Source organism: Pseudomonas sp. TH34, assembly GCF_016650865.1.
In the GTDB taxonomy this organism is placed as follows: domain Bacteria; phylum Pseudomonadota; class Gammaproteobacteria; order Pseudomonadales; family Pseudomonadaceae; genus Aquipseudomonas; species Aquipseudomonas yamanorum.
Window position 1 is genome coordinate 162,376 of the sequence record NZ_JAEKFB010000010.1, and the last position, 11,718, is coordinate 174,093.

Sequence of the window (11,718 nt, forward strand, 5' to 3'; positions counted from 1 at the left end):
TTACTCCCTGACCACTTGCAGGTCCGCCGGCGGCAGGAAGCCCGGATGGGCCACCCGATTGCGCTGCACCACCTCGCCCACTCGCGTCGCGTCACCGAAACGCTGATACGCCAACAGCAAGGCGGGCATGCTGCGCATTGGCGTCAGGTTGACCAGCCGTACACCAGACGATGCCACCGCCGTCAGATGCGTGAACATCTGTTGGCGCAGGTCATTCAACGCAACATAGTGCCCGGCGTCAGCCTTCAATGCGGCTTGCCACATGGCTTCGTTCAGAAGGTCACGCAGCACCAGCACATCGTCAGCCACCGGCACTTCGCGGCGCTGCACCGGCTGTGCCGCCTGTTGCGCCAGGGACGGCGTGGTGCTTAGGGTCACCGCCTTGGTCGCCACCGGTACGTCCGCCAGCCAATGGGCGATCTTCACCCACAACGCGTCCTGTACCAGGTTGGCAGTGGCCTGCACGGCGGCCACGCTGTCCTTGCCGGTGGTCAGCTTTGGCACGTCGATATTCCGAGCCGCTTCCACCTGCTGCGAGAGGTTGGCCAGCATGCCGCGATAACCGCTGCGGGCAAATGCCTTCAACTCCTTCACATCACCGAGCAAGCCCTTGAACTCGGCGCTCAGCTCCTTGGGCACTTCCTTGATGGCTTTGACCAAGGCATTCAGGTCGCCATACAACTGAATCAGTGGAGCAAACTGCTGCTCAATCACCTGGTAAACCTCTGCCAGTCCATTGCGCAACGCCTGGATGCCCACCCGCGCCTGCTTCACCAGTGCGACGGCCTGCTCAAAACGCAGCACCGCCGACCCCAGCAAACTTTCGGCTGACACCAGCAACAGCTGGCGGGTATTGACCGCCGTAGTGGGAAACTTCAAAGGTTCGTCGGGATAGAACTTCAGGGCAAAGGTCACCAGCCCGCCGTCCTGGCGGGTTTGGGTCATCTCGCATTCGCCGACTTTGACCTGCAACCGTCCAAGCCACGGGTGCACCAGCTCGCCGGCGCCCTCCTCCAGGGCCTTGAGCAACTTGTCACGTTGCTCAAGGCAGTCCTCGCCCACTACAAATGCCGTCAGCTCATGCACCCTGGACTGTTGGCCCAGCCCTTCAAAAAACGGCAGGTCGCGCTGAGGGTATTCGTGCAACTGGCCCTTCTTGCCGACCGGGACTTTTGCCTGGTCGACCCAAAACCCGACGCCACGAAACGACGCCGGCAACAAACGATCACGCCAGCTCATTGGAGCCTCCAAGGGACAGGGAACGGTAGCCGACACGTGGGGTGACGCTCAGGCCGGGCTGGTTGGTTCTGGGCTGGTCGACCCGCAGGCCGGCTGGTGCATTGTCGAAGCTCACCCGCAAGTCGCCATTGAGCTGCGTGCGGTTGTTGGCAGCGGTTTGTTGCAGCAGCGAACTGGAGCTGGACGCCAGGGGTGATACCAAGCCAGGCCCCTTGCGGAACCAGGATGGATTACGCGCGCTTTCGGCATTGCGTTCCTGTTGCTCGGTGGTCAACTCCACCACACTGCCGGTCGCCTGGTTGATCACTTCACCCAGCCCACCGTTGAACAACTTGCGAATCGGCGCGGTGATCACCGCAAGCTTCTCCGACAGCGCGGTGAACCAACTCAGCACCGGGGCCCACATGACTTCAAGTTGCTCCATCGGATGCCAATCGTCGAACAGACCACTCAGCACCACAAAGGCGTCCTGGGCCTGCAACTTGAGATCGCTCCAGATCGAGGCAAATGCGCCGCTGACGCTACCCCAGACGGCAGAGATCTTGTCCAGAGGCGACCAATCGAAGTAACTGCTGACGATGGTAAAAGCCGCGAGCGCGGTGAGTTTGAAGTCACTCCAGATCGCCGCAAACATCTCACTGATCACACCCCAGTTGGCAATGATTTGCCCTTCGGGTGACCAACTGAACAGGCTTTTCATGAACTCGACTACTGGCACGCTCAGTGCTTTGAGCAAGTCCCAGAGGGCCGCAAAAAAGCCGCTCAACGGCGTCCAGTTGTTGACGATCAAACCCATTGGCGACCAGGAAAACAGTGTGGTGAAAAAGCCGACCAGGGGCTGCGCCATCACCTTCAGCGACGTCCACAACCCTGCAAAAAAGCCTGTGATCGGCCCCCACAAGCGCATCACCTGTTCCAGCGGACGAAACGCAAAGACCGTCTGAAAAAACTCGCCCATCGTTCCAATCGCCGACATCACCCGTTCGCCGAGCCCGACAAAAAACGCCGAAATCGGCTTCCAGTTGGCAACGATCAATCCCGCCGCCACGGCAATGCCCACAGCCACCAACACTATCGGGTTGGCGCTGAGCACCAGTTGCATCAGCCCCAGCGCCTGGGACACGCCGGTGACAGCCGTTTGAATGGCGGTAAACGCCACCGCACCCGCTGCGAGGCCCTGCACCAGTTGCGGATTCTCGGTAAGCACTTGGGCCACCGAGGTCAGCAACGGCTCCAGCCCGACCACCACCGCCGTGACGGCTGGCAACAGCGCGGTACCGAAAGCCACTGATACCTTGTCCAGCGAGGCGTTGAAATCCTTCAGGCCCTGCGCCGCCGTTTCGGTAACGCCCTGCCCCACGGCGGTATTCACTTCGCCGACCTCAGCCTTGAACGCCAACGCCGATTTGATGCCGCTGACAAACGGTGCCGCCAGCCCGCCGCCCTTCACCAAACCGGCGATATCCAGCTTGCCGAGACCGGTCTGTTCCAGGTTCTGCCTGAAGCGCCCGACCGTGGCCTGCAGCGCAGCGAGCTTGGGCGACAGCTGGTCGATCCCGGTCAGGCGCACGGCGGTACTTTCTACTTTCTGAGCTTCTGCCATCACTGCACCTGCTGCATCGCATTGATCCGTTGCGCATGCTCCAGGGACTCCCGGAGCGTATCCAAAGGCCTGGCCAGCATCTGTTCGGGGTCAACCTTCCAGAACCAGGCCAGGTCGTAGGCCACCGCAATCAGCTCCGCGACGGAGCCTGCGCCGCACTCATGAAAAAACCGGCGACGGCCCAGCTCAGCGCGTTGAAGTCCACCAGGTCGAGTTGGTTGACCGACGACGGCGGAATACCCGCGCACACCGCGATGTACTTGGCGGCGACGTCGAGGTCCAGACTCACGTCTTCACCCTTGTCGATCTTGTACGGCAGCGCCTTGATCGCCCGTACCTCCTGCACCGTCGGGCGGCGCAGGATGAGTTCGGTCAGTGGCTCGCCGTGGGCCTCGATGGCCACTTGCAGCTTCACCGTGTCGGTCATTGCCAGGTCCCCTTGATGCCTTCGAATTTCAGCTCGATCACGGCGTCGTCGCCCTTGGCCACCGGCTCTTCCACCAGGTAGGCACCGGCCAGCACATAGACCTTGCCGTTGTTGAATTCGCAGGTGACGGTCATGTCCGTGCCGGCGATCAGTTGCTTCAATGGAAAGTCCGGCGTGTGCAGCGCGGTGACTTTGAAGGACGGGGTGATGTCGGTTTCCTTGTAGAAACCCGGCACCACGGTTTCCCGCTTGACGGCCATCAACGGTGCTTCGCAGCCGCCGTTGATGGTCAGTTGAGCGCCGTCCACTTTGACGTAGCAGGTGCCCGCAATCAGTTGACCCATGATGTTTCTCCCAAAAATAAGCCCGCACTCGGCGGGCTGGAATCAGTTGCGAAAAGCGCGGGGCTTACACCGCCGCGTCGTACTGCAAACGGAACTGGTTGAGCAGCGCAAACACCCGCAGCCCGTTGACGTAATCCGGCGGGAACAGCACGTTGATCCGGCTCGGGTCCTGGCTGTCGCGCTCGACGATCAGGTGCTCGGCGAACAGCTCGGCGTTTTCCACATGGCCTTCCAGTTCCAGCTTGGCGTACTGGGCGATCAGCTCACCGCGGATAGTGCTCGGGGTGACGATCGGCTGGCCGGCGCCAAAACGCGTGCCGTCTACGGCGAGTTTGTGGCGCCCATACTTGCTGGTGATCACGCTTTGCAGACGGCGCACGATAAAGGCCGACTGGTGCAGGGTTTCGCTGTCCAGGTAGGAGTTGTCCGCCTGGCCGAAAGCGTTCTTCTGGTAGGTGGTGATCGCCCGCTGGATGCGCACGTAACCGCCTTCGTAGTAGGCGGTGGCGATGCCGTAGTTGAGCAGCGATTGGCGCTCGGTCAGGGTGAAGCGCTCGCTGGCGTCCGCCGGGTCGAGGCCTGGCAGGCTGCCGCTTTGGGTCGGACGGCTGGCATCGGCGGAGATAAATACCGCCGTGCGTGCGGCCAAGGCGGCTGCCTGGACCCAGAACGGTTGTGGTACGCCCGGCTCCATGGCCTGGATGGTCACGTGCTGGTCGTTACGCCCTTGCCCGGCCGCCACCAGGGTGCCGATGGTGCCGCGCTTGGCGGTGTACACGTGACCGAACAGTTGCTTGGCCCAGGACCAGCGACCGCTGTTGTCATCCATCACCGCTTGCCAGGCGTTAAGGCTGGTGGTGTCGGCCCACGGCATGCAGATGAATTCAAACGGCTCGTCACCCAGCGCAGCCAGCGCCGCGAGTTGGTCCGGTACACCGGCGCCCGCCGCCATTTTGCCGAGGACAGCGGTCAGGCCGTCAGGGAGTTGTTCACCGTTGCTCTGGCCCAGGCGGTTGAGTTGCAGGCTGATGTCGTTGCCACTGTCACCGGTCCATTTGGCGGTCAGGGTGACGGTGCCATCGACGGCTACCGCACTGACCGGCAGGTCGGCACTGGCGTTGATTTTCAGCGCCAGGGCGGTGGCGGCAACGGCAGCAGTCGCGCCATTGATCACGGTGGCTTGAACACGGGTGCCACCGACGTACAGGCTGAGGATGCCACCTTGGGTCGCGGCGCCGGTCAGTTTGAGATCGGCCTTGGCCGCGCTGCCTTCGGTACTGTGCAGCGGCAGGCACCAGATCTCGCCCACCGGGTCACTCTTGCGGAACGTCTCGTACATCGACGCCAGCATCGAACCCTGGCCACCGATACGCTTGGCCATGGCCACGCTAGACACCAGCACCAGGCTGCCGATTTCCAGGCTGGTGACGTTGTCGTTGACCTGGGCCACGATCAGCCGGCGCAAGGCGGACGACGCACTATTGGCCGCCGAATTGTCCATCTCGGCGTAGAACAGCGGCACACGAATGTCCGCCGGAATATGACTGAATCCAATCGCCATTATTTGGCTCCCTGTGGTTTTGCCGCCTTGACGGCTTTGGTTGTGATGTCGCCATCGGCCAGACGTCGACGCCACCAGGCGTTGTCCGGGACTTCGCGGCCTTCGGCGGGCAACAGATCGCCCGCCTCCGGATCAGGTACGGCACGGCCGGAAACCGGCAGTACGGTGATGCGTTTGCTCATGGTTTTACCTCGGCAGAAAACGTCATTTCCAGGCGCCCGTCGGGGCCTGGGCGTTGCAGATTGGGGTCGGCCGGGTCGATGGCATCGACCCGCACCGTCACCCCGTTGAAGGACGGCAGAGCGTCCAGCTCAAGCTCGAGCCAGGTTTCGGCTGGCTGTGTGCTGAGGTTGCGTCCCAGTTGGAACTCGGCGAAAAAGCACAGCCGGTAGAGCCCACGGGTCTTCGTCAGCAGCAGCCAGTCGCCGCCTTCGTACTGAATGGGCTCGTAGAAGCGCTCGGGCTTGAATCCCACCAGGGCGCGCCAGACTTCGGCGCGCAGGGCGTGGAGTTGGTCCATGGCCAGGGCTTGTTGGCCGTCCACCAGGTCGAGTACCAGCACCACGCCAAAATGCTCGCGGATAGTTTGCCGGGTGGTGTTTTGCGAACTGTTCGCGGTGGCTGCGTCAGTGATCGGCGTAACGACCGCAGTGGGTGCACCGGGCAGGGTTTGCAGGGCATCGAGATCGAGGCCAGCGTGCACCTGTTGGTTGAAACCGGGGCAGTGATCACGCAGGTGAGTCAGTAACGGGGTGATCTTCATGGGGGTCACCGGGCAATAAAAAACCCGCTCGGGAGCGGGCTTGGTTAAAGGGGGAGCGGCTAGACCGTCAAACCACTGGCGACAATCGAACTGCGATAGCCCGTCTTCGGCACCCCGGTATGCGTCACCGTTTTGATCGACCACCGTCCTTGCATGTACGTCGGCCAAGTCTCGTCCAGCAGCAAAAGACCTTCGGCCGCCAGCAATGGGTTACCTGGGCAATCAATGGTCAGCGTTCGTCCTTTAAGGCTGGCCCGGCCCAACTCGCGCTCCGCCACCACCCGGGCTTCATTTTCGCTCTGATAGCGCTGGCGCAGGACCGTGAACGGGGCAACTCCGACCTGGACTACTCGCAGCTTGCCTGCCGCCGCATCCCACCAACTGGTTTGGCAGCCGGCGTATTTAGCGCGGGCTTTCTCCTCAAACTTGGCGCTGATAAATGCCTGGTCGCCGGGGCGGTTGTTCAGGGTCACGGAGAGTTTTACCTCCGGCAGCATCTGCCCAGAAAGCGTTTTGACCTGCCCGCTGTCAGCCAGTACATACAGCTCGTTGAAGGGCTTGCTGACCCCACCGTACTTCCCGGCAAGACGGGTGATAAAGGCCATGTCGCTTTCATTGGACTGATCGATATGGGGAATGAAAATACCCTCCAGGCTCGGCGCAACACGGGGTGAAAAGCCGTGGCGGGTCACCAGTTGGCGGAACAGCGCCCCCAGGGTCGTCGGCCCGTAACTGGCGGAACGACGCTGCCGATAGCCGGTTTGATCCTGCACACTGAACGGAGCTGCGGTGGCTCCCACCACCAGGCGCATGGGAAACAGGAACGGCGTTAGATGGGTAACCACAAACTCGCCCTTTTCCATCAGCCCCGTCTCCAGGTAGCCCGCCCGAAAACCGATCTTCCCGCTCAGGCTCGGCAAGCCTTCCAGGCCTTCGATGTTGAGGGTGAGTTCCAACTGGTCAGATTCAATACCGGTGGTATCCGTATGGCTCCACTGCATGATTCGCTCGTTGAGCAGGGCCGCGTTGGCGCCGTAGAACTCGACGATCGGGGTAAATCCCATTGCCATGAAACCTCCTTAATCCCAGGCCGACACCGGGCGCACCGCAACCGGGCGCGACTCCACTTCGGGCACGATTACCCAAACACCCGCCGGCAAGACCGGGCCCTGCTCGGCAAGGTCGGGATTCAAGCGCCAGAGGTTTTCTTCAGCCATGTCATCGCAGCGGCCAAGCTCGCGGTAGAGCAGCAGGTTGACCGAGTCACCGGCAATACTTCGCACTCTACGCATTGACGAACTCCTCCAGCACCAGTGTCCAGCCGATCACCAGAGCGGTGCCGTCATCGATTACACAGGACTGTTCTTCCGTGACCGAGGTGATGCGCCACAGTCCCCAGTTACGACCGATACCGTCCACCAATGGCAGCGGCGCCCGACCGTTCTGCAGGGCGCGCAGCTCGTCCAGGCGTTGCATGCCCACGGCGTACGCGGCTTTACCTGTGAACGTGAGCTTTTCCAGGTTTTGCCCTTTCTGCCGCGACTGCGGCTTGCTGGCAATAATCTCCAGATTCGCCCAGCCACCGTCCGTGAGGCGGTTGAGACCGGAATAGGCAAACCCGCGCGACAACCCGAAAATAAAATCCCCCAGTACCATTTGCTGTCGCATCAGGCATATCCCCTTAAATCAGTCAGCGATGCGTTACGCCGCACGCTCAAGGCGTCGGTCAGTATCGGTAAGGTTTGGTATTGCAGCGCCTGAATCACGCCATCGATGATGGGTTGGGCATCGGCAAGACTTACACCGCTGATCTGAATGCTTGGCGCGATGGTGATCTGCAGGTTGTCGGTGCTGGCGCTACTGAGTTCCTTGCTTACCGTGTTGGGTGATGGCAGACGATCACTTGGGCCGAACAACTTGTCACCGAGCCAGGTGCCCGCCTCGCTGCCCAGCAAACCACCGATGGCGCCGCCGACAGCAGTGCCGACACCGGGAAAAATCAGGGTGCCGATAGCGGCGCCGGCGGAGGCTCCCGCCCAGGCGCCGCCGGCAGTGCTGAGGCCGGAGGCGACTGCTTTTGCGTCGCCATTGCGCACGCCCTGCACCACATCCATGGCGGTGTCGACGTACTTCAACGGGCCGAGGCGGCGGGTGCCTACCGATTCCAGTCTGGCAAACACTCCCGATAAACTCGCGGCCAGGCCTTTGCCTGCACCGCGCGCCACACGGCGGTTTGCCGACGGCGCTGCGTAGGAGGCAAACGAATTACCAGGGAGGTTGGTCGACGCCTGGGCGGCCTGTTTGGCAGAGAACGGAACAAGCGGCTGGCCCATCGCATTGAGCTGGGGCGCGGCATTTGCCGAGGCGGGAAGATGAAGAGGTTTGAGATCCGCGGCTTTGCCATCGACGGTTGCCTTCGATTCACGCGGAACCATTTGGCCAGGCTTGGGAAGCTTGACGCGCCGCTTCTTCAAATTCCCGGGGGTGCGAGCTTTGTCTTTCTTGCGGATCGTCTCTCCAACGCTTTCGGGTAACTGTGCGGCCGCCGTTTCAAGCGGGCCGGTGGTGCCAGGGCAACATTGCTTGTCGCCACCCTTGTCCTTGTCTTTATCAAGCCCCCCGTCCTTGAACAATTTCCCTACTCCGGGAATCTTGCCGAACGTCACATCGACCAGATTGCCGATCACTCGGGTCTTGACCGTATCCAACAGGCTCGAACCCAAATCTTTCCCGATATCGGCCCCGGCCTTGAGGCCCTTGTCCACCCAGGAATCGGAGGCTGTTGCTGGGTCCTTTTGCTCGTTCTTCGGCGCACCAGCGGCGACATCGACCGTCTTGGTCTCCAGCGAGTGGCCGTTAATGAACAACGTGCTGTTGAGCGATTCGAGGGTCTCGCGCAGCCGCACCTGCTCCAGGGTCAGGCCGTTGATTTCGAGGCTGGCACTGGCCAGCGCCAGGCTAAGATCCGTCAGTGCGGCAGGCACCGCATCCAGGGAGGCAGGCCCGGTCAAATCCTCGGCCGCCGGTGACAAGTCCCTCGAAAGCCCTCGGTCATACGTTTGCCCGGCAAATGCCAGCGCATAGTTAATCTGCATCCCGCTCTACTCCTGTTTGACGCCAAGGCGAGTGATCGCGATGTCGTAGCGGCGCAATGCTTTTCCGACTTCCCAGTCCAGGATTTCCGCTTCGTTCACCGAGTAAACCAGCGGCACGACGTCGAGGATTACTTCGATGTCGCGCTCCGAAAGAAGGCCGCCGGTTGATTTAAAAAATCGTCGATGCGCTCCTGCAGTTCGGTCCAGTCGGGCACGGTCAGGTCCGCCAGGTCGGGGATCATCAGGCCGGAACAATGGGCAGTGATGAACTCGGCGCGTTCCTTGGCCGTGGTGAGTTTTTTCATCACTTTGGTGGCGCGCAGGGCAGGCATTTCCAGGGTCACATCGGTCAGGGTTCGGCCCGCTGCGTTCAGCGGCAGCAGCAGCTTCACCTGTTCGGTGATGCTGGAGTCGCCAGGCTCACGGGACTCGTCCAGGAAGAACGAGGCTGGGCGGGTCGACATGTCATGCACGTATTGCGCGATGGTCACGTAGTCCGGACGCTTGAGTTGGTCGAGTTCTTTTTCAGAAAGGCCGGTGGCGAGTTTTGCCAGTTCGAAAAACTGGTCGTCCTCGTCATCACCGGCCCGGGCCAGCGCGTCTTTTTGCGCGGCGTAGAACAACGGCTTGAGTTGAATCTGCTCGATCGTCGCGCCAGTGTCGGCGGTGATCGGCGACAGCAGGATGTGCAGCGGAGGCATCCAGGCCATGAGTCAATTCCTTGGTGAAGTATGGGAGCGGGCAAACCCGCTCCCGGGGGCTTACGGCATCAGTACCGCGCGGCGGGCATCGCCGAGAATGTCGACGCCGTTGAGCACGAACTTCTGGGTACGCACGTCGATGTCGATTACCGGGATGCCGTTTTCCAGGCGGTTGTAGGTGCGGCAGGAGAACTCCAGGGTGATGGCGGGTTTCTCGCCCATCTTCAGCGTTGTCTCGGTCAGCGTTTTCAGCTTGCCGCCGATGGTGTGGTAGGTGAAGTAAGTCTTGCCGTCCTGGTCCTGACCGGCTTCGCGCACGTTCAGCAAAATGTCGTCGCCCAGGCGCACGCCCAGGGCAAGCATGATTTCCGGACCCGCGCCTTGCAGCTCCAATGTGGCGTTGAGCACTTTGGCGCTCTTGGCCATTTCTTCGGCGATGAAACGTCCGCCGGTCATCGGTTCCATGTCGAAGTCGATCTTCGGCGGTGCGAACGAGGTGACCGTCGCCGACAACGGCAGGCCTTGGAGGGTGGCCGCCATGGCCTGTCTGATTCGGTTGGTAAACATTAGAGAACGTCCTCCAGGAACTGCTCGATGATTTCATCGCGGGCGTTGAGTTGATAAATCATGTGTTCGTTCGGCGCGTAGCGGCCGTAGTCGATGACGATGAACCAGGTGCCGTTCTTGTACTTCTCGACACTGTTCAATTCCGGGTGCAGGTACACGCTGCCGCCGGGGATGGTTTCGTCGGCGACCAGGGTTTGCAGCCAGTCGTTGATGCGCTTGACCTCCTGGTCCATGAACGACTTGGTGAGGTTCTTGGCCATGGCTTTCTGGCCGGCCTTGACCAGCTTGCGGCTGATGGCGTCTTCCAGGCCCACGTAGCTGATGAACTTGCCGGTAATGGAGCGGTTACCCAGCAGCGAGAAACCGCCGAGGATGGTGCGGGCGTAGTAGCTCACGCCGTAACGGTTGAGCAGGTCGCCTTCGGTGGAGGTGTCGAGGATGTTGTACTCAACCACGCGGGAAACGTCTTCGGCGAAGGTCACCTGATTGCCCGGGCTTTCCCACTGCTTAACCTTGGCCAGTGCAGCGATGGCCAGGGACGACGGGGCCAGAAACACATTTTTCTTCGCGGCCTTGGAGTACACCGACGGCATGTTGTGCACCAGCAGGCAACGGTCGAAACCGAGGTCGGCACCGCCCAGTTCGCCGCTGTAGATCACCTGACCGGCGACGGTTGCGTCCTTGCCATCCAGCACCACACGGGCCTTGATGCGCTTGCCGAAGGAGGCAAATTCGCCGGCCACGGCCTTGGTGCCGGTGAAGCCCGGAGCACCGATGATGGTCAGGTCTTCGGGGACGCTGGCCAGGGCGGCGAGGCCCAGTTTACGGCCGGTGACAGGCTCTTCACCGCCGATTACGTTATTGAGGGTGTCGGCCGGGGTGGTGCCCTCGTCGACGATCACTACGTAGACCGGCACCTTGACCACTTTGAGGATCTGATACACGGCGTGGAACAGCGTGCCGGTTTCAGCGCCGGTAGGGTCCAGCAGCGCCTGGGTGGTGAAGCTGTTGATGCGGAACGGGGCGTTTTTCGGGATCGACGCGTGGGCGTTGGGGGCAGTGCCCACCAGGCCGATGACGTTATCGCCCAGGCCACCCATGGCCTCGGGGGATTCGGTGGCATTCACGGTGATGCCGTTGTGCTCGAAGTTCAAAACCTCAGCCATGGTTATTCAGCCTTCTTGGGAGTGGAGTTGAGGACGCTGGTGAGTTCCAGACGGCCAGCGGTGCGCAGGGCGGATGCTTCGACGTCCAGCAGTTCCAATTCCTGGCCGGCGGTAGACCAGTGGCCGTTGCCGGTGGGGAATGGGATGAGGACGGTGTAGGTTTGGCGGTTAAACATGAGTGGAATTCTCCGGGTGAAAAACGCCAAAGCCCCTGCGAGAGGGGCTTTGGGCGGGCGAAAAAAAACCGCTTTC

Annotated in this window: 16 protein-coding genes; all 16 read right to left on the reverse strand. The window is 61.4% G+C overall.

Annotation, left to right across the window (positions count from 1 at the left end):
- Nucleotides 1-1,239 (reverse strand): DNA circularization protein, encoded by a 1,239-nt coding sequence (locus JFU58_RS05615; RefSeq protein ID WP_201140029.1) that lies wholly within the window; start codon nt 1,237-1,239, stop codon nt 1-3.
- On the reverse strand, nt 1,226-2,842 hold the full coding sequence (locus JFU58_RS05620) for a hypothetical protein (RefSeq protein WP_201140031.1): 1,617 nt from the start codon (nt 2,840-2,842) through the stop codon (nt 1,226-1,228). The genes JFU58_RS05615 and JFU58_RS05620 overlap by 14 nt, the downstream gene beginning before the upstream one ends.
- Nucleotides 2,842-2,967, reverse strand: a complete 126-nt coding sequence (locus JFU58_RS32400) for a hypothetical protein (protein ID WP_010170085.1) — start codon at nt 2,965-2,967, stop codon at nt 2,842-2,844. The genes JFU58_RS05620 and JFU58_RS32400 overlap by 1 nt, the downstream gene beginning before the upstream one ends.
- A 5-nt stretch (nt 2,968-2,972) precedes the next feature.
- Nucleotides 2,973-3,269, reverse strand: coding sequence for a phage tail assembly protein (locus tag JFU58_RS05625; protein WP_201140033.1), 297 nt, complete (start codon nt 3,267-3,269; stop codon nt 2,973-2,975).
- Nucleotides 3,266-3,613 carry a phage tail tube protein gene (locus tag JFU58_RS05630; protein WP_010170089.1) on the reverse strand — a complete coding sequence of 116 codons (348 nt, stop codon included), beginning with the start codon at nt 3,611-3,613 and terminating at the stop codon, nt 3,266-3,268. The genes JFU58_RS05625 and JFU58_RS05630 overlap by 4 nt, the downstream gene beginning before the upstream one ends.
- 64 nt (nt 3,614-3,677) lie before the next feature.
- Nucleotides 3,678-5,174, reverse strand: a complete 1,497-nt coding sequence (locus tag JFU58_RS05635) for a phage tail sheath subtilisin-like domain-containing protein (RefSeq protein ID WP_201140034.1) — start codon at nt 5,172-5,174, stop codon at nt 3,678-3,680.
- Complete coding sequence (locus JFU58_RS05640) at nt 5,174-5,356, reverse strand: DUF2635 domain-containing protein (protein WP_010170093.1); 183 nt, start codon at nt 5,354-5,356, stop codon at nt 5,174-5,176. The genes JFU58_RS05635 and JFU58_RS05640 overlap by 1 nt, the downstream gene beginning before the upstream one ends.
- Nucleotides 5,353-5,937 (reverse strand): phage tail terminator protein, encoded by a 585-nt coding sequence (locus tag JFU58_RS05645; protein ID WP_201140035.1) that lies wholly within the window; start codon nt 5,935-5,937, stop codon nt 5,353-5,355. The genes JFU58_RS05640 and JFU58_RS05645 overlap by 4 nt, the downstream gene beginning before the upstream one ends.
- 59 nt (nt 5,938-5,996) lie before the next feature.
- On the reverse strand, nt 5,997-7,007 hold the full coding sequence (locus tag JFU58_RS05650; RefSeq protein ID WP_201140036.1) for a contractile injection system protein, VgrG/Pvc8 family: 1,011 nt from the start codon (nt 7,005-7,007) through the stop codon (nt 5,997-5,999).
- Between the two features lie 9 nt (nt 7,008-7,016).
- Nucleotides 7,017-7,229 (reverse strand): tail protein X, encoded by a 213-nt coding sequence (locus JFU58_RS05655; RefSeq protein WP_093205547.1) that lies wholly within the window; start codon nt 7,227-7,229, stop codon nt 7,017-7,019.
- Nucleotides 7,222-7,605, reverse strand: coding sequence for a phage tail protein (locus JFU58_RS05660; protein WP_093205545.1), 384 nt, complete (start codon nt 7,603-7,605; stop codon nt 7,222-7,224). Before JFU58_RS05660 ends, JFU58_RS05655 begins: the two co-directional genes overlap by 8 nt.
- The gene (locus JFU58_RS05665; protein ID WP_201140037.1) at nt 7,605-9,032 is read right to left on the reverse strand and encodes a tail tape measure protein; all 1,428 of its coding nucleotides are present in this window, start codon (nt 9,030-9,032) and stop codon (nt 7,605-7,607) included. The genes JFU58_RS05660 and JFU58_RS05665 overlap by 1 nt, the downstream gene beginning before the upstream one ends.
- 128 nt (nt 9,033-9,160) lie before the next feature.
- Nucleotides 9,161-9,742, reverse strand: coding sequence for a phage tail assembly protein (locus JFU58_RS05670; protein WP_177027024.1), 582 nt, complete (start codon nt 9,740-9,742; stop codon nt 9,161-9,163).
- A 51-nt stretch (nt 9,743-9,793) separates the two neighbouring features.
- A complete protein-coding gene (locus JFU58_RS05675; protein WP_063027468.1) occupies nt 9,794-10,300 on the reverse strand; it encodes a phage major tail tube protein in 507 nt (168 codons plus the stop codon).
- On the reverse strand, nt 10,300-11,466 hold the full coding sequence (locus JFU58_RS05680; protein WP_201140038.1) for a phage tail protein: 1,167 nt from the start codon (nt 11,464-11,466) through the stop codon (nt 10,300-10,302). Before JFU58_RS05680 ends, JFU58_RS05675 begins: the two co-directional genes overlap by 1 nt.
- Before the next feature lie 2 nt (nt 11,467-11,468).
- A complete protein-coding gene (locus tag JFU58_RS05685) occupies nt 11,469-11,642 on the reverse strand; it encodes a hypothetical protein (protein ID WP_017480144.1) in 174 nt (57 codons plus the stop codon).
- Nucleotides 11,643-11,718 lie beyond the last annotated feature (76 nt).